This window comes from Tenacibaculum soleae (assembly GCF_001693415.1).
GTDB classification, from domain to species: Bacteria; Bacteroidota; Bacteroidia; order Flavobacteriales; family Flavobacteriaceae; genus Polaribacter; species Polaribacter soleae.
Window position 1 is genome coordinate 203,637 of the sequence record NZ_MAKX01000001.1, and the last position, 19,514, is coordinate 223,150.

Below are 19,514 nucleotides of genomic sequence, written 5' to 3' on the forward strand. Positions count from 1 at the left end.
TTTATTTTAAATTTTTTTACTTTTTTATCATTTTTGTAAAACTCGATAATAACCAGTGTTCATCAGCCTTAATTGTTTTATCAAGAATAGTATTAACTGCATTTGTTACGGTAGCTAAATCTTTCATTACTTTTTTAAACTCCATCGCATCTTCAGAATTATCATTTACATCGTTTTGTAACTCATCTAAAACTTTTAAAACAGGTTCAATCTCTCTTTTCTTGCGCTCTTTGGTAACTTGTTTAAATAATTCCCAAATATCTTTATCAGCAACAAAAAATTCCTTGCGCTCTCCTATTACAAACTCTTTGCTTACGATTCCCCAATCTATTAACGCTCTTACATTCATATTTACGTTTCCTCTAGATATCTTTAGAGTTTCCATAATAGCATCTGCAGACATTGGTTTGTTGGAAACTAACAATAAAGCGTGTACTTGCGCCATTGTTTTATTAATTCCCCAACTTGTAGCTAAGCTTCCCCAAGTATGAATGTATTTTAATTTTGCTTCATCTAAATTCATACTACAAATATAACACTAATTATTAAACTTTCAATAATTACTGAAAATAAAATATTGATTTTTTTTAAATTATTTTGTAATACTTTTAATTAAGCGAATACTAATTAATAAAAACAACTTTGAGTAACGATTTTTATATAACATCTATATTACCACATGCAGGTCTTATTATTAAGTTATGCAGGGCATATACAGATTCACAACAAGATTTTGAAGACTTTTACCAAGAAGCATGCTTACAAATTTGGAAAAGCAGAGATGCTTTTCAGGAAAAATCGAAATGGAGTACTTGGATTTATCGAATTACTTTAAACGTTTGTTTAACCTTAAATAAAAGAAACAAACGAAGAAATAATATCCCTGAAACACTTCATGAAGAGTCAGAAAAAAACACTGCATTTAAAAATGAAGATTTGAATCTTTTATATGATGCTATTAAAAAATTATCTGAAACCGACAGGGCTATTATTTTATTGCATTTAGAAGAAAACCCTTACAAAGAAATTGCTGCAATTATAGGAACGAGCACCAATAATATTGCGGTTCGTATTAACAGAATTAAAAAACAATTAAAAATATTATTAGATGGAAAAATCAATTGAAAAAATATGGGATGAAGCCTTTATTAAAGAAGATACTTTAATTACTCCTAAAATAAATAACCTATACAATCAAAAATCTAAATTAATTATTAATAAAATTAAAAGAACCTACGAACTTGATAATAAAGGTTTATTGCCTATGGCAGGAATTGTTACTATAGGAGGTATTCTTTTATCTGAAACCATTATTGGATTGTATGGTACTTTTTTAATTTTATGTTTGTACATTTTTAATTCACGGCTTTTAAAAAGGTTTCATACTATTGATGTTAAATCAGATAATTTAACCTATTTAAAGGAATATAAAAACGTTATGTATTCGATAATGAAAGCTACAAAAAAACTGTTTATCTTTGGAATACCTGTTGCCATTATCTCAATTTTTGCGCTTTCTTTTTTTATAAAAGAAAATAGTTTTTTATCACGATTTATTTCTGATGATGCCATTTTTATTGAAGTTTTAGGTATTGGTTTTGTTATCGCATTATTTGTTTCGCTTATAAGTACTTTAGTGTATCTGTTATCAACTAAAATTATGTACGGAGTGTATGTATCAAAATTAAATACTATTATTAAAGAAATGGAAGAATTAAAAGCCTAATAAAAAAGGAATTACTATAAATGTAATTCCTTTTTATTTTTAGTATAATTTACTACTGTTTTTTCTGTAAAATCGTCAATGCTATTCGTATTTGTTCATAGGGAACTTTTTCGCCTAAAAATTCGAAATACGGTTTTAAAGCTGTTTCATCTTTTAGTACTTTTTTGGCGTTTGCTACTAGCTTAATAGTTGATGCATCAATAAATTCATCTAAACTTACCTCTTTACCTTCTAAATACAACTTGGATAAATGCGAAAATATGGTTTGTGGTTTTAAATTTCGCTTATTTGCTATTTCATCAATTGAAAACCCTTCTTTGTAAAGCTTATAGGTTTCTAAAGTCGTGTCTTTTTTTCCTTTCTTTTTTTCTTTTACAAAACTTTTTATTTCTTCCATAAACTCACCACCATATACTTCTAACTTTCGTTGTCCTACCCCGCTAATCGCTAAAAATGCACTATCCGTTTGCGGTCGTTCATTTTCTAATTCACGTAAAGTTGCATCACTAAATACTAAGTATGCGGCAATATCTTCTTCTTGCGCTATACGATATCGTAATTTTCGTAAACGTTCAAACAAAGTATCTTTAACGGTTGCTTTAATAGCTTTTTTGCTTTTTGATTTTGCAATTTTAGCTACTGTTTTGATTTCAACAGGAATTGTTAATTGAATTTTTTCTCCATCAAAAAGTACTCTTTTAGAAAACTCAGTTAACTGTAACGTATTGTTTAAATGAAATGCTATTTGACAATACCCTTGATTCATTAACTGAATTATATAGTGTTGCCAATCTTTCCAAGAGATATCGTTTCCAACTCCATAGGTTTTTAAGGTTTGGTAATTTTTATCTAAAATATTAGCATTTTTTGCGCCTCTAAGTACATCTATAACCGTCCCCATTGCTTCTTTTTCTTGTAGTCGATAAATAGCGGACAGTGCTTTTTGTCCAATTACTGTTCCGTCGAAAAACTTAGGAGGGTTTTTACACACATCACAATTGCCACAATTTTCTTCAATTAACTCTCCAAAATAGCTCAACAATATTTTACGCCTACAAACCGTTGCTTCTGCAAACTGTTTCATTCGTTCTAATTTTGCCTCTTGTACTTCTTTATTCCCCGTATTTGCAATAAATTGACGTAATTGAATTACATCTGCATAACTATGAAAAAGTAATGCTTGTGCTGGCAATCCATCTCTACCCGAGCGCCCTATTTCTTGGTAATATCCTTCAATATTTTTAGGCATATTGTAGTGAATTACCCAACGAACATTAGATTTATCAATTCCCATTCCAAAAGCTATGGTTGCACAAATAATTTGCACATCATCTTTTATAAAATCTTCTTGTGTTTTTGCACGTTCATCAAATGCTAAACCTGCATGATATGCCTTAGCATTGATATTTTGTTGTTTTAATTTACTTGCTAGTTGTTCGGTCGCTTTTCTACTTAAACAATATACAATTCCAGATTCATTTGGTATTTTATTAATGAATTTTATAATTTGTTGTACTCTATCATTTGCAGGTCGTACTGTTAAACTAATATTTTCTCTATTAAAAGAACTTACAAATTTCGTGGCATTAGGAATTGATAATTGTTCTAAAATATCTTGTTGTGTTGCTTTATCAGCTGTTGCTGTTAAGGCTACTATTGGAACGTCTGGTAGTGATTTTTTTAAGAAAGAAAGTTGTTTGTAGGCTGGCCTAAAATCATGCCCCCATGCCGATATACAATGAGCTTCATCTATGGCAATACAACTAATATAATTTTGATTTAAAATATTATGAAGCAATGATAAGCTTTCTGGAGCCACATATAACAACTTTATATTTTTTTGTACCACCGCATCAAAAACTTCTTGTTGTTCTTCTGGAGATTGACTACTATTATAATACGTTGCAGGTATTCCGTTTGCCTTTAAACTATCAACCTGATCTTTCATCAAAGCTATTAATGGAGAAATAACAATGGTGATACCTTCAAAAAATAATGCAGGAAGTTGAAAACAAATCGATTTTCCACCACCAGTTGGCATAATTACCAAGGTATCTTTTTTGGTTAAAACATTTTCAATTATTTTTTGTTGTGCTAATCGAAAGCTATCATATCCGAAGTTTGCCTTTAATTTTTCTAATAAATCTTTTGGGGTTACCTGCATCATATTACAAAAATAATCATAAAATTATTCGTATAGTCAAACACAAACTATTTTCAATAAATTAAACAAGGGTATTCTTCTTTATATAAAATAACTAAGAGCTATTATGGTTGTAAATCTTATGACAAAAAAACCTGAACAATAATATATTGTTCAGGTTTATAATGTAATAATCTAAAATTGATTATTTATAATTTTGTTTAAGATGGCTCTTCTCCGTCTAATAATGGTGTTGTTTGTAATACGAAATCTTTTCCGTGTACATACTCATCATTTTCATCGGTTTTACTATAATCATAAGCCCATCTGTGAACTTCAGGAATAGCACCTGGCCAGTTCCCATGAATATGTTCAACTGGAGTAGTCCATTCTAAAGTATTCGATTTCCAAGGGTTTTGTTCTGCTTTATTTCCTCTATAAATAGAGATAAAGAAGTTGGCTAAAAATATTAACTGAGCAGCACCTCCTAAAAATGCCATTAAAGTCATAAATACATTAATTTCTACTAAATCATCAAACATTGGAAAGTTTGAGTTTGTATAGTAACGACGTGGTAAACCTGCTAATCCAACAAAGTGCATTGGAAAGAATACTCCGTAAGCAGAAATAATTGTTAACCAAAAGTGCCAGTAACCTAATGTTTTATTCATCATTCTACCATACATTTTAGGGAACCAGTGATATACACCAGCAAACATACCTAATAATGCAGATACCCCCATTACTAAGTGAAAGTGTGCTACAACGAAATAGGTATCATGTACATTAATATCTAAAGCAGAATCTCCTAAAACTAATCCTGTTAAACCACCTGTTACAAACGTAGAAACTAATCCGATAGAAAATAACATAGCTGGATTTAATTGTAAATTACCTTTCCATAAAGTAGTTACATAATTAAATGCTTTTACTGCTGATGGAATTGCAATTAATACTGTTGTAAAAGTAAACACAGAACCTAAGAATGGATTCATTCCTGAGATAAACATATGGTGTCCCCATACAATTGTAGATAAAAATGCAATCGCCATAATAGATCCAATCATTGCACGGTAACCAAAAATTGGCTTACGAGCGTTTGTTGAAATTACTTCTGATGTTAATCCTAATGCTGGCAATAATATAATATAAACTTCAGGGTGACCTAAAAACCAAAATAAATGTTCAAATAATACTGGTGATCCTCCTTGGTAGTGTAACACTTCTCCTGAGATAAAAATATCTGATAAGAAAAATGATGTTCCAAAACTTCTATCAAAAATTAATAATAATGCTGCTGATAATAATACTGGAAATGAAATTACACCGATAATTGCTGTAATAAAGAATGCCCACATTGTTAATGGCAATCTTGTCATTTTCATTCCTTTGGTACGTAAATTTAAAATAGTTACGATATAGTTTAACGATCCGATTAATGATGATGCAATAAAAATTGCCATCGATACTAACCATAATGTCATCCCTGTACCTGAACCTGGAATTGCTTGTGGTAATGCAGATAAAGGAGGGTAGATTGTCCATCCTGCTGATGCTGGTCCTGCTTCAACAAATAATGAAATAATCATAATTACTGATGATAAGAAAAATAACCAGTAAGATACCATATTTAAGAAACCAGATGCCATATCGCGAGCACCAATTTGTAATGGAATTAACAGATTTGAAAATGTACCACTTAAACCAGCAGTTAAAACAAAGAATACCATTATTGTACCATGAATTGTTACCAATGCTAAGTACATATCAGGATTCATAATTCCATCTGTTTGATGGTTTCCTAAAAATGCTTCAATTATTGAAAATGATGTTTCTGGCCATGCAATTTGCAAACGAAATAACATAGACATAAAACCTCCTATAACTCCCATAAATATACCCGTAACAAGAAATTGTTTCGAAATCATTTTATGATCTTGACTAAAGATGTATTTAGTTACAAATGTTTCTTTGTGGTGATGATCTGACATAATCTATATATATACTTTAAAAAAATATCTTATTTAATAACTTGAGCTAATGTTTTTTGTTCTGATAACCACTTGTTGTATTCAGCTTCTTCAACAACGGTGATTTTCATTTGCATATTGTAGTGAGAAGCACCACAAATTTTATTACATAACAGTAAATAATTAAACTCATAAGGATCTTCTCCTTTTGCTTTTCTTATTTTGTTAATTCCTTCGGTTTTTGCTATTACTTCTGATTGCATACGCATTTCTTCAGTAGTATATTTAGGTGTAAATGCAAATTGAGTTACCATACCTGGCACACAGTTCATTTGTGCTCTAAAGTGAGGCATATAAGCTGAGTGTAATACATCTTGTGAGCGGAATTTAAACAATACTTTTTTACCTTTTGGTAAAACCAATTCGGTTACTTTTTTATCGTCTTGTGCACTTGGATCAGACATATCAACTCCCATAGAATTGATACCTTTAATAAAGTTTACATTTCCTAAACCTAGCTCATTATCTTCACCAGCATAACGTGCTTGCCAATCAAATTGTCTTGAATACACTTCAATTTCAATAGGATTTTCTTCATCACCAACGTACATAATGTTATTCCAAGCCCATAAACCGTAACCAATTAAAAGAACAATTGTTATAGCTGGAATAGTTGTCCATATTAATTCTAACTTATGACTATCTGCATAAAATAACGCTTTGTTTTCTTTTTTTCCTCTGTACTTATAAGTAAAAAAGAAAATTAAGAATTGCATTGCAAACTGTACAATACCGATTAGCCAAAATGTAATATTAAATAAGTTATCATCGTGTTCTCCTTCGATCGAAGCAGATTCTGGTAACATAATTACATTCATTGCTATTAAGCAGTAAATCATCATTGCGTATAGGAAAACTAAAAACCCTATTGCTAATTTACCTTGTGTTTCGTTGTCTTTATCTGTAGCAATTACAGAACGAAGATTCATAATACGAGTAATTTGCCAAAAACTAACTCCTATTGCAACTGCTATGAAAATATAAAATAAAGCGAGCATATTATCTAAACTATTTGTTTATTAATTATAATTATTAATGTTTACTATCTTCTCCTCTGTGTTGGATATTGTAGTAATGGTGTGTTTCACTTTCGTGTAAGAATGGGTTTCCTTTTGCTAGTGGATTTGCTTTTGCAAATGCGCTAAATGTTGCGTAGATAAATAATCCTAAAAAGAATAATATACCACTAATTTCTCCCACTCCAAATCCGTATTGAGCACCAACTGTTCCTGGCATAATCATTACGAATAAATCTAAGTAATGACCTGCTAATATTACAACACCTCCAATAGTTACAAACCAAGGAATGCTTTTAAAATCACTGTTGATTAATAATAATATTGGAAAGATAAAGTTCATTACTACCATTGCTAAGAAAGGTACTTTATATTCGTTAAAACGTAACAAATAATAAGTTGTTTCTTCAGGAATATCGGCATACCAAATTAACATAAACTGTGCAAACCATAAGTATGTCCAGAATACTGAAAAACCAAACATATATTTTGCTAAATCATGAATATGACTATCGTTAACAAATGGTAAGTGTCCTTTTGATCTTAAATAAATAGTTACAAACGCAATTACTGTTAATGCTGATACTAAGAAAGTAGCTAATACATACCATCCGAATAATGTAGAAAACCAGTGTGGGTCTATTCCCATAATCCAGTCCCATGACATCATAGATTCAGTAATCATAAATAAGAATAAGAATATTACTGAAAGATTATAATTTTTCTTATGCAATTTTAAATCTCCATTATCTTGTTCAATAGAACTTTTTCTAATAATGAAACGGTAAGCATTCCAAACTACTAAATAAAAGATACTCCTAATTAACCATCCCGGCGTATTTAAAAACCATTTTTTACCATCTACAACTGGGTCATAATTTGGACTTTGAGGGTCAAAAACACCTTCACCCATCCAAGGAAATAAATGATTCATATGCATAAATGTAGCAATTAAAAACACTAACATTACAACACTTACATAGTGAATGTTTGCTGTAATAGCCTCCATTACTCTAAATAATACGATTGACCAACCTGCTTGTGCTACTCTTTGAATTGCATAAAATGCTAATACTAATAATGTAACTCCTAAAAAGAACATTAGTGCTACAAAAAATGCTGCCCAAGGACGATTTTGCATTTGATGAAAAGCATGTTCTGCGTGTGCATCTTCATGATTTTCAGCATGAGGATTGGTTTTATCGTCATGTGCTACATTTGCTGTTTCTTTATGAGCTTCTTTTATTACTTCGGTATGAGTAGCTACACTATCTTTAGTATGTGCTACTGAAGTTTCTTCTTTTGCCTTAGTTATTGTACTATCATCAATGTGTGTATCAGTTACTGCTTCTTCTTTTGCAGCTACAACATGTGTTGTTTGTACTTGGTGAGAATCAGCTACTGCATGATCACTTCCGTGAGCATCGTGCTGTTTTGCTAAAATTTCTTTTGCTTCTTTTAATGTTTTTGGAGCACTATAGAAACTATAAACAGTTCCTATAAGTCCTAAAGCCATTAAAATAATAGCAAGCATTTTTAATTTTCCTGAAAACTTGTACATATCTTAACTATCTATTATATACTTATTTTAATTCGCTTCTTAATTTCTCAACGTACTGTACAACTTGCCAACGCTCATTGTACTTTAATTGTGCTGCGTGAGATCCCATTAGGTTTTTACCATACATGATTACGTGGTAAATATTACCAGGATTTAAATCTCTATCCTTATAGTTTGGTATACCGTTAAATTTATCTCTTTGAGATAAAACTCCGTTACCATCACCTTTTGTTCCATGACAAGTAGCACAATAAATTCCGTATAATTCTTTACCTTTTGCTAAACTTTTTTCAGTAGTTGGTAATGGGTTCTTTAACTCTGCTTTTGCTTTCTCATACCCTTCTTGCGTATTTGGAATATCATAAGCTACAATACCTTTTCTACTTACTGTACCTGCAACAGGTAATCTGTTTACCATTTTTGCATTTAAACCATCAGCACCATTTACATCATAAGGTACAGATACATACATATCTGGCATATATTGTACTTGTGGTTTACGTTTATTGTTACAAGAAGCTAAGCTTACTATTGCAACTAAAGTGATAATTATTTTTAAACTTTTCATATCTCTTTATTAGTGCGTTTCTACTACATTAATTTCAACAGCTCCTGTTGTTTCTAATAATGAAGTTAATTCTTCTTCATTACCATTTACAGGTATTTCCATTAAAAAATGGTCATCTGTTGTTCTTGGGTCTGGGTTTTCAGCTTCTTTAAATGGCCATATTTTACTTCTCATGTAAAAAGTAATCACCATTAAGTGTGCTGCAAAGAAAACTGTTAATTCGAACATGATAGGCACGAATGCTGGCATGTTAGTTGCCCATGAAAAATTTGGCTTTCCTCCAATGTCTTGCGGCCAATCAGCAATCATAGTATACCATGTTAACCAAATAGCAACTGATAAACCTGTAATACCATACATAAAAGCTGTAATTGCTAAACGTGTTGGTGCTAATCCCATTGCTTGATCTAGTCCGTGAACTGGAAATGGACAAAATACTTCTTCAATATGATGATTTTCTGCCTTGACTTTCTTAACAGCATCCATTAAGATATCATCATCATTATATAATGCGTGAATTACTTTATTAGTGCTCATTGTTTTCTCTTGATTTTTTAAAATTCTCACCTGATGATTTCAAAATAGTTTTAATCTCTGCTGTTGGAATTACAGGGAAGGTTCTTGCATATAATAAAAATAATACAAAGAAAAATCCGATAGTACCAATAAAGATTCCTACATCAACAAAAGTTGGTTCAAAACGCCACCATGTTGATGGTAAATGTCCTTTACTTAATACAATTGCAATAATATCAAAACGCTCAAACCACATTCCTATATTAATAATAATTGAAATGATAAAAGACCAAATAAAACTTCTTCTTATTTTTTTAAACCATAATAACTGTGGTGTAAAAATGTTACAGATTAGTAATGACCAAAATGCCCATCCATAAGCCCCTGCTTCTGCACCAAATGATAAGTACGTGTAATTTTCATAAGGAGATCCTGTATACCAAGCTATAAAAAACTCAGTTGCGTACGCTACTGCTACAATACCACCTGTTAAAATAATTACGATATTCATATACTCAATATGCAAACGTGTAATGTATGCTTCCATATTAGTAACCTTACGCATAATACCTAATAAGGTTTGTACCATTGCAAAACCTGAAAAGATTGCTCCTGCTACGAAATAAGGTGGAAATATTGTTGAGTGCCATCCTGGGTTAATAGAAGTAGCAAAGTCCATCGATACGATTGTATGTACTGAAAGTACTAATGGAGTAGCTAAACCTGCTAATACTAATGATACTTCTTCAAAACGTTGCCAATCTTTTGCTCTACCAGACCATCCGAAAGATAACAATGCGTAAATTTTCTTTTGAAATGGCTTTACAGCTCTATCACGAATTGTTGCAAAATCAGGTAATAAACCAGTCCACCAGAAAACTAATGATACTGACAAGTACGTAGAAATTGCGAATACATCCCATAATAATGGTGAGTTGAAGTTTACCCATAACGATCCGAATTGATTTGGAATTGGCAATACCCAATATCCATTCCATGGACGTCCCATGTGAATAATTGGAAATAAACCTGCTTGGAATACCGCAAAAATTGTCATCGCTTCGGCAGAACGGTTAATTGCCATTCTCCATTTTTGACGAAATAAAAGTAGTACTGCTGAAATTAGTGTACCAGCATGACCGATACCTACCCACCATACGAAGTTGGTAATATCCCATGCCCAGCCAATGTTTTTACTTAATCCCCAAACACCAATTCCTGTTCCGACGGTGTAAAAGATACATCCAAATCCCCAAAGCATTGCTGCTAAAGAAATATAGAATGCTACATACCAATGTTTGTTTGCTTTACCTTCAATAGGTCTTGCAATATCTTCAGTAATATCATGGTAACTCTTGTCACCAAGTATTAAAGGTTCTCTATAAGATGATTCGTAATGAGACGACATATATCTGTATACTTATTAATTTACTATTAAGCTTCGTTTGTATTTCTTACTTTCACTTGGTACACTACGTTTGGTTTTGTACCAATATAATCTAACACGTGGAATGCTCTGTTATCTTCTTTTAATGCTGCAACGGTGTCTTCAGAGTTATTAATATCTCCAAAAACCATTGCTCCTGTAGAACATGCTGATGAACAAGCTGTTTCAAATTCATCTTTATTTACTGCTCTACCTTCTTTTTTAGCTTTTAAAATAGTTGCTTGTGTCATTTGAATACACATTGAACATTTTTCCATAACCCCACGAGAACGAACTACTACATCTGGATTCAATACCATTTTACCGTATTCGTTGTTCATGTTAAAGTCAAACTCTTCATTTTCTGAGTAATTAAACCAGTTAAAACGACGCACTCTATATGGACAGTTGTTTGCACAGTATCGTGTACCAACACATCTGTTATATGCCATTTGATTTTGACCTTGACGACCGTGAGATGTTGCTGCTACTGGACATACTGTTTCACATGGTGCGTGATTACAGTGCTGACACATCATTGGTTGGAAAGCTACTTCTGGATTTTCAGCAGAATTTTCTAAAGCGTCAAATAAATCTCCTTTACTTAATTCTAAAACTCTTTCTGTATACTTTCTCTCAACATCTTTATTTGCTAAACTTGGATTTTCAGCTCTAAACTCTTCAATTGTCATTGAAGCTTCGTGTTGTTTATCTGAAACAGTAGATGAATAGTAACGATCAATACGTAACCAGTGCATATCTCTACCTACACGAACTTCGTCTTTACCTACAACTGGCACATTGTTCTCTGCATGACATGCTACCACACATGCTCCACAACCTGTACAAGATGTTAAGTCGATTGATAAGTTAAAGTGATGACCTATACTTCTATCGTGATCATCCCATAAATCGATGCTTTTCGCTTCAACTTCTTGATGATCATAAGAAACCATTGCTGGCTTATTCCAAGTATGTTTTGGATCTAAGTTCTTGTTAGTTACTTGTTTTAAAGTAGCTTCTTTTAAAATATCATGACGACCTGCAAGAGTACTCTGCACCTGTGTACAAGCAAACTTATGCCATCCTGAAGTTTTTTCTATCGAAACATTGTATTGTACATTGTTTCCATCTTTTAAGAAAGGATACGCGTTGATACCAACTTGCATCTCTTCTTTTAAATTTTGTGTTCTACCGTAACCTAATGCTAAACCAACCGATCCTTTTGCCTGACCTGGCTGAATCATTACTGGTACATTTTTAATAGTTACTCCGTTTACTGTTACACTTGCGTAGTTACCATTAATCGCTCCGTTGTCTTTTACTGGATTTTCAAAACCTAATTCTTTAGCATCAGCCATAGAAACGGTTAAATAGTTATCCCAAGCTGCACGTGTAATAGGATCTGGTAATTCCTGTAACCAAGGGTTATTTGCTTGCTTACCATCACCTAATGCCGTTGATGAATACAAGTTTAATTCAAAACCTGATGCTTTATTTGCTGATCTTACTAGCTGAACTGCTGTTTCATTTATAACTACTGAAGTTTCAAAAGCTTCCTCTCCTAATAACATCTCAGATTTAAAGAAACCGTCATGTAATGCTTGATTCCATGATGCCCCACCTAACACATTAGCACTCCAAAATTCTTTTAAGGTGTCGTAATAATTTACTGAACTACCAGACCATTTTAATAATACATCTTGTAACTGACGTGTATTAAATAATGGAGATATAGTTGGTTGCATTAAACTATATATGCCTTTTGTAGCCATTACATCTCCCCAACTCTCTAAATTATGAGGTGCAGGTAATGCATATTCTACAGCACTAGTTGTTGCATCTTTTTGAGTAGATATTGCAACAGATAATTTTAACTTTTTAATTCCTTCTGCTAAATCAGCTGCATTTGCTAAAGAATATAAAGGGTTTGTATTATAAGTAATTAAACCTTTTACTTTACCATTTTTAATATCAGCTACTAATTGAGCTACGTGAGTATCGTTACCTTGGCGAGTTAAATTAACATCTTTGGTATTAAATATCTCACTATTTAATTTTTCGTTAATTGCAAATGCAATTAACTGTGCGTTTTTATCATTTAATCCTGTAACAACAACCCCCTTAGATCCTGCTTTCTTTAAATCGCTTGCTAGCTTTTTAATTTCCGCATCTAATTTCGTTGCTTTTGACGGAAGAGATTCCCCAGTTACAGCGTTATATAAATTAAGTAAGGCAAATACTTGTTCAGAAGGTTTTACAACCATTCTTTTATCTGCATTTGCACCTGCTAAAGACATATTACTTTCTATTTGAACATGGTAAGACATTTTACCAGATTCAGGTCTACGACCATCAGCATATGATTTTTCATAACCACCTTGCCAATCTCCAATGAAGTCAGCACCAATAGAAACAATTACTTCAGCTTTACTAAAATCGTAGTTAGGTAAAGCACGCGTACCATACATAGCCTCAAAAGCATCTGCAGTTCCACTTTCTGAAATTGCATCATAAACAACATGTTTTACATTTGGATAAGCAGTTGTAAAATCAGCGATTACCTTATCAGTAGACGGACTCGCTAAAGTACCTGTTAATAAAACTACTTCTTCTTCAGCAGATTTTAATTCGTTTAATTTTGCTATAATTTTCGAATCCGCATCTTGCCAAGTTAAAAAAGACTCTCTATCTTGAGGTTCTTTTAAACGTAATTCACTATCATATAATGATAAAACAGAAGCTTGTGTACGTGCATTTGTTTCTCCTCCTGCCAATTTGTTTGGCATTACAAGAATTGGACGTCCTTCGCGCGTTTTTACTAATACGTTTGCAAAATCAAAACCATCAGCAATTGTAGTTGCATACCAATCAGCAACACCTGCAACAATATCATTTGGTTGTACTACATAAGGGATTGATTTTCTAACTGGACCTTCGCAAGCTGCCAAAGAAGCTGCCGCGGTTGTAAATCCAACATATTTCAAGAAATCTCTACGCGAAGTTGATGATGTTTCTAACGTTTCTTTATCACCTAAAAACTCATCTGTAGGAATATCTTGTACAAACTCATTATTACGTAGCGTTTCAACAACAGAACTACCTTTTAGTTCTTCAACACTTTGCCAGTATTTTTTGTTTGAAGCCATTTATATACGTGTTTTTCTACTTTCTAATTGATTAATAGTGGCACTTACCACACTCTTTTCCTCCTAACTGCGCAATTGTCACTTGCTCTACACCGTACTTAGCTGCTAATTCTTTATGAATTTTAGCATAGTACTCATTTCCTTTTAAGTCAACTTTTGTTTCCTTATGACAATCAATACACCAGCCCATTGTTAATGGAGAATGTTGATACACTTCTTCCATCTCCTCTACTGGACCGTGACATTTTTGACATTTTAAACCTGCAACAGTAACGTGTTGAGAGTGATTAAAATACGCAAAGTCTGGTAAATTATGAACCCTAACCCATTTTACTGGCTTGGTTTCTCCTGTATATTCTAAATTTTCAGCATCCCATCCGGCTGCTTCATAAATTTTAGCAATCTCTTTATCTAAATCAGACTTCACTAAAGTATGGTCATCCATCACAACTTTAGTATCTTCAGCTACTTCTGAAATATTTTTATGACAATTCATACAAACACTTACTGAAGGAATCCCTGAAGTTTTACTATGCTTTGCAGAAGAGTGACAGTATTGACAATCTATCTTATTGTCACCTGCGTGAATTTTATGAGAAAAAGCTATTGGCTGAATTGGCTGATACCCTTCATCGACACCAACTTTAAATAACGTCCCAAATAAAACATAAGCCGTAATCAAAGCCCCAAACAACACTACTAATACATGTAAAAAAGTATTCTGCTTAACTCCTTGCCACAATTCAGCCGTTTGTCCTAAGACACCTGGTGTTTTAGGCGCTCCTTTTAACTCACTAATAGTTTTTAACAAACTAGCAATAATTAAAAAAGCTACTATAATAGCGGCAGCCAATATATATATTAACCACTTTGGTGCATCTTCTTTTTCAGCTCCTCCTACTGCAACAACTACCTCTCCTGCTTTTTTAAGCTCTCCAACAGTAGTATAATACAAAATATCATCAATATTCTTATCAGTTAACTGAGGAAAAGCGGTCATGTTTGACTGCTTATACTCTTCAAAGATTTCAATTGCATCTTTATCTCCAGAAGCTCTTAACGCTGCGTTATCTTTAATCCAAGACTTCAACCAATCGTTCTCTCTTCTTTCTTCAATACCTGCCAACTTAGGCCCAACAAGTTTTTTATCCAACTTGTGACATGAAGCACATAAAGATTTAAATAATTTTTTTCCTTCTTTCTGACGCGCCTCATCAACATCTTGTGAAAACGCTGAAAAGCTTACAAATAAAACGAATAAGAAAGCTAAACTCTTTACGAGTGTTTGGGTTAATCTACTGTGATGTTTCACACTTTTCATACTATTAAATATAAGTTTTGTATCGGTTTTGGTACAATTTTTTCTAGTAAGCTACAATAAAAGCAACATAATAGAAAGCTTGACAAAAGTACTACTTATCTCTAAATTGTGAAATGTTAAGAGATTGCTAATTTATAATTTATAACTATTCTAAATAATTAAAACTAACAATCTATTAAATTGCAAGTCGTTACTTTTGTAAAAAAATTATAAAAATGAAAAAAAAGAATTTCTTATTAACATTATTATTGGTGCTTTTTATTAGCATTGTTAATACTTACGCTCAAGATACTTTTACCAGCAATAAAGAAATCACCTCTTTAATTGCTAAAAAAAGAGAGTATAATAAACACAACGGAACTGGTTACCGCATTCAACTATACAACGGACTAGAAAGAAGAGCAAAAAGCTTACGAAACAGATTTCAAGTTGAATACCCTGGCGTTTACACCAAGTTAACATACGACCAACCTGACTGGAAAGCGCAAGTAGGAAATTACAAAACAAGGATACAAGCTGATAGAGCCTTAAATGAAATAAGAGAAAAATTTAATGGCGCTATTGTTATTCCACTATAAGAACAGACTTTATAAAAAAAAGCGAAATCAAATTGATTTCGCTTTTTTTTATAAACTTAAATCTCTTTTTAATAAGCTCTTTCATCACTCCCTTCATAGAAGTTTATAAATGCTTGATTTACCACTCGATTTCCGCCATCCGTAGGATAATTACCTGTAAAATACCAGTCTCCTAAATTATCTGGGCATGCTTTATGCAAGCTACTTACTGGCTGAAATATCACTTCAATATCTGAAGTAATATTTTTAGTTTTTAACATCTGAGCAATTTTAGCAGAAATTTGTTCATCTGTAAAAGGAGCATACATTTCCTTTACATAATTAACAACATCTTTGTCTTCACTAACCTCTTGCGCTTTACACTTTTTATATACTGTATCAATAATATGGTATTGATCTGTTTCTTTCAACAATTCTAACGTTGCCTTAAAAGCGATAAAATCATTAATTTTTGCCATATCGATACCATAACAATCAGGGTAACGAATTTGTGGAGCCGATGAAACTACTACTATTTTTTTAGGATTTAATCGATCTAGTATTTTAATAATACTTTTCTTTAATGTTGTACCACGCACAATACTATCATCAATAATAACTAAATTATCGGTCGATTTTACCACTCCGTATGTCACATCGTATACATGTGCTACCAAATCATCACGACTACTATCATCTGTAATAAAAGTTCTAAGTTTTGCGTCTTTAATGGCTATTTTTTCAAAACGAGGTCTTTTAGATAAAATTTCAGTTACTTTTTCTTTTGATAATTTACCTTCTCCTGCTAAAATAGCAGCTGTTTTTTGCTGATTTAACACATCTTCAGCAGCTTCAATCATTCCGAAAAATGAAGTTTCGGCTGTATTTGGAATGTATGAAAAAACTGAATTTTCGATATCATTATCTATTGATTTCAAAACCTCTGGAAAAACGTATTTTCCCAAGTTTTTTCTTTCTTCATAAATAGCTGCATCACTCCCTCTTGAAAAATATATACGCTCAAAAGAACAAGCTTTCTTTTCACGCTGTTCTAAAACAGGCTTCATTGAAGTTTCTCCGTTCTTTTTAATGATTAGCGCATGCCCTCTATCGATTTCTTTAATCTTGTCAATAGCAACATTAAATACTGTTTGAATTACTGGGCGCTCAGATGCCACCACTACAACTTCATCATCTTGATAATAAAAGGCTGGTCTAATAGCCGATGGATCTCTTAATACAAATGCATCTCCATGTCCTAACAACCCTGCCATCGCATAACCACCGTCCCAATTTTTTGCTGAACGTTTTAATATTCGCTGTATATCTAAATGTTCTTCTATAAACGGAGAGGCGTTTTGTTTATTAAACCCAGCTTCTTTTGCTTTTATATATAAATCAGAAACTTCATCTTCTAAAAAATGTCCAATTTTTTCCATCACTGTTACCGTATCGGTAGCCTCTTTTGGATGTTGCCCTAACTCAATTAAATCATTTAATAGTTGCTTTGAATTGGTCATATTAAAATTACCTGCAACTATTAAGCTTTGATGTTTCCAGTTACTTTGACGTAAAAATGGATGTACACTTTCAATAGAGTTTTTACCAAAGGTTCCGTAACGAACGTGTCCTAAAAACAAGTTTCCTAAGTACGGTATGTTTTCTTCTTGCCATTTAACGTCATCAACTTTTGTTGGATTTTCTTCAAAAACTCCGTTAATTCTTTTATTAACTTTTCCGAAAATATCCTGTATTGGTTGCGATTGATTAGAACGCACTCTACTAATATATCTTGTACCCGGATCTACATTAAATTTGATACTAGCCAAACCCGCACCATCTTGACCACGGTTGTGCTGTTTTTCCATTAATAAGTACATTTTATTTACTCCATAAAATGCTGTTCCGTATTTATCTTTATAGTACTGTAATGGTTTTAATAATCGAACCATTGCGATACCACATTCGTGTTTAATAGCATCACTCATTTAATAATATATTTAATTGCGTATTGTTGTTAGTGTTGTTTTGTTGTATAAAAAAATCCGCGGCAAAAAAGCGCGGATTTTTATTTATGATAATTCTATATCAAACTGTGTTAACTCTTTAAAAGCCTGCAAACGAGCTTGTACTTCATCTTTTGTTAATTCCTCCATACGTTGTGTTCCAAATTTCTCAACACAAAAAGAAGCAAGATTTGATCCGTAAATAATTCCGTTTTTCATATTTTCAAACGAAATATCTTCTGTTTTAGCTAAATATCCACAAAAACCTCCTGCAAAAGTATCTCCGGCTCCTGTTGGGTCAAAAACCTCTGCTAATGGTAATGCTGGTGCAAAAAACATCTTTCCTTCATTAAATAATAAAGCTCCATGTTCTCCTTTTTTAATCACAACGTATTTTGGTCCCATTTCATGGATTTTTTTCGCTGCATTTACTAACGAATATTCTCCGCTTAACTGACGTGCTTCTTCATCATTAATTGTAATAACATCTACACGTTTTAAAACTGTGTGTAAATCATCTAACGCAATATCCATCCAAAAATTCATTGTATCTAACACAACTAATTTTGGTCTTTCTGTCATCTGATCTAAAACCGATGCCTGTGTTAACGGGTGTAAATTACCCAACATAACAATACCTGCATCCTTAAATTCTGTTGGTACTACTGGTGTAAAATGTTCTAATACATTTAACTCAGTAATTAAAGTATCACGAGAGTTCATATCATTATGATATTTTCCGCTCCAGAAAAAAGTTTTTCCTTCTTTAACAACCTCAATACCATCGGTATTAATACCTTTATTGTTCATCATGTCTATATATGACGGCAAAAAGTCGCCTCCAACAACAGAAACCACGCCTGTTTTTACGCCAAATTGCGATGCTGCTAATCCTACAAACGTTCCAGAACCTCCTAATATCTTATCCGTTTTACCAAAAGGTGTTTCAATAGCATCATAAGCTACGGTACCAACTGCTAATAATTTACTCATTTCTTATTTTTTTACTGTAATTTTGCACTTTTAAGTAAAGTGTCTTTTAAAGGTGCAAAAATAGTTTTAAAAAATGACTATCAAAGAAATACAAGAAGAAATTATTGATGAGTTTTCTATGTTTGAAGACTGGATGGAACGTTATGAGTATATAATTGACTTAGGTAAATCATTACCTTTAATAAATGACACTTATAAGTTAGATGAAAATTTAATAAAAGGATGTCAATCAAAAGTATGGTTATATTCTGAATTGAAAAATGATACTATTGAATTTACCGCCGATAGCGATGCTATTTTAACTAAAGGAATTGTGGCGCTATTACTAAGAGTATTTTCAAATCAAAGTCCGCAAGCAATTATTGAAGCTAAAACCGATTTTATTGATGAAATAGGCCTTAAAGAACATTTAAGCCCTACAAGAGCCAACGGATTAGTTTCAATGATAAAACAAATAAAAATGTATGCGATTGCACAGCAATCTAAACTAACAAATTAAAAG

The 19,514-nt window shown here is 32.3% G+C and carries 16 protein-coding genes; 4 read left to right on the forward strand and 12 right to left on the reverse strand.

The annotated features are described in order from the left end of the window. Positions 1-16: 16 nt before the first annotated feature. Positions 17-523, reverse strand: a complete 507-nt coding sequence (locus BA195_RS00915; RefSeq protein ID WP_068701504.1) for a GbsR/MarR family transcriptional regulator — start codon at positions 521-523, stop codon at positions 17-19. A gap of 119 nt (positions 524-642) precedes the next feature. Here BA195_RS00915 and BA195_RS00920 point away from each other — a divergent pair, with 119 nt between their 5' ends. Both BA195_RS00920 and BA195_RS00925 read left to right on the forward strand, forming a co-directional pair. Next, positions 643-1,125, forward strand: coding sequence for an RNA polymerase sigma factor (locus tag BA195_RS00920; protein ID WP_068701506.1), 483 nt, complete (start codon positions 643-645; stop codon positions 1,123-1,125). Then, on the forward strand, positions 1,109-1,726 hold the full coding sequence (locus BA195_RS00925) for a hypothetical protein (RefSeq protein ID WP_068701508.1): 618 nt from the start codon (positions 1,109-1,111) through the stop codon (positions 1,724-1,726). Before BA195_RS00920 ends, BA195_RS00925 begins: the two co-directional genes overlap by 17 nt. 52 nt (positions 1,727-1,778) lie before the next feature. On the opposite strand, the gene recQ is transcribed toward BA195_RS00925, so the two are convergent. From recQ to BA195_RS00970, 9 genes are all read right to left on the reverse strand, one after another. After that, the gene (gene recQ, locus BA195_RS00930) at positions 1,779-3,893 is read right to left on the reverse strand and encodes a DNA helicase RecQ (RefSeq protein ID WP_068701511.1); all 2,115 of its coding nucleotides are present in this window, start codon (positions 3,891-3,893) and stop codon (positions 1,779-1,781) included. A 197-nt stretch (positions 3,894-4,090) separates the two neighbouring features. Then, on the reverse strand, positions 4,091-5,860 hold the full coding sequence (locus BA195_RS00935) for a cytochrome c oxidase subunit I (protein WP_068701513.1): 1,770 nt from the start codon (positions 5,858-5,860) through the stop codon (positions 4,091-4,093). A 29-nt stretch (positions 5,861-5,889) separates the two neighbouring features. Further along, positions 5,890-6,897, reverse strand: coding sequence for a cytochrome c oxidase subunit II (locus BA195_RS00940; RefSeq protein WP_068701515.1), 1,008 nt, complete (start codon positions 6,895-6,897; stop codon positions 5,890-5,892). Positions 6,898-6,931: 34 nt separating this feature from the next. After that, positions 6,932-8,476 (reverse strand): quinol:cytochrome C oxidoreductase, encoded by a 1,545-nt coding sequence (locus tag BA195_RS00945; RefSeq protein WP_068701517.1) that lies wholly within the window; start codon positions 8,474-8,476, stop codon positions 6,932-6,934. A gap of 22 nt (positions 8,477-8,498) precedes the next feature. Next, the gene (locus tag BA195_RS00950) at positions 8,499-9,044 is read right to left on the reverse strand and encodes a c-type cytochrome (RefSeq protein ID WP_176714932.1); all 546 of its coding nucleotides are present in this window, start codon (positions 9,042-9,044) and stop codon (positions 8,499-8,501) included. A 9-nt stretch (positions 9,045-9,053) separates the two neighbouring features. Continuing rightward, on the reverse strand, positions 9,054-9,581 hold the full coding sequence (locus BA195_RS00955) for a DUF3341 domain-containing protein (RefSeq protein WP_068703864.1): 528 nt from the start codon (positions 9,579-9,581) through the stop codon (positions 9,054-9,056). Then, complete coding sequence (gene nrfD, locus BA195_RS00960) at positions 9,571-10,968, reverse strand: NrfD/PsrC family molybdoenzyme membrane anchor subunit (RefSeq protein ID WP_068701519.1); 1,398 nt, start codon at positions 10,966-10,968, stop codon at positions 9,571-9,573. The genes BA195_RS00955 and nrfD overlap by 11 nt, the downstream gene beginning before the upstream one ends. Positions 10,969-10,994: 26 nt before the next feature. After that, a complete protein-coding gene (locus BA195_RS00965) occupies positions 10,995-14,135 on the reverse strand; it encodes a TAT-variant-translocated molybdopterin oxidoreductase (RefSeq protein ID WP_068701521.1) in 3,141 nt (1,046 codons plus the stop codon). Positions 14,136-14,166: 31 nt separating this feature from the next. Continuing rightward, positions 14,167-15,456, reverse strand: coding sequence for a c-type cytochrome (locus tag BA195_RS00970; RefSeq protein WP_068701523.1), 1,290 nt, complete (start codon positions 15,454-15,456; stop codon positions 14,167-14,169). A gap of 215 nt (positions 15,457-15,671) precedes the next feature. Between BA195_RS00970 and BA195_RS00975 the strand changes: the two genes are divergently transcribed. Continuing rightward, positions 15,672-16,034: an SPOR domain-containing protein gene (locus tag BA195_RS00975; protein WP_068701525.1), complete on the forward strand. Its 363-nt coding sequence runs from the start codon at positions 15,672-15,674 to the stop codon at positions 16,032-16,034. A gap of 68 nt (positions 16,035-16,102) precedes the next feature. Here BA195_RS00975 and BA195_RS00980 read toward each other — a convergent pair whose 3' ends face one another. Continuing rightward, complete coding sequence (locus BA195_RS00980) at positions 16,103-18,001, reverse strand: amidophosphoribosyltransferase (protein WP_068701527.1); 1,899 nt, start codon at positions 17,999-18,001, stop codon at positions 16,103-16,105. A gap of 84 nt (positions 18,002-18,085) precedes the next feature. Next, the gene (locus tag BA195_RS00985; protein ID WP_068701529.1) at positions 18,086-19,012 is read right to left on the reverse strand and encodes a PfkB family carbohydrate kinase; all 927 of its coding nucleotides are present in this window, start codon (positions 19,010-19,012) and stop codon (positions 18,086-18,088) included. 73 nt (positions 19,013-19,085) lie between these two features. On the opposite strand from BA195_RS00985, the gene BA195_RS00990 reads away from it, so the two are divergent. Next, positions 19,086-19,511 (forward strand): SufE family protein, encoded by a 426-nt coding sequence (locus tag BA195_RS00990; protein WP_068701531.1) that lies wholly within the window; start codon positions 19,086-19,088, stop codon positions 19,509-19,511. Positions 19,512-19,514 lie beyond the last annotated feature (3 nt).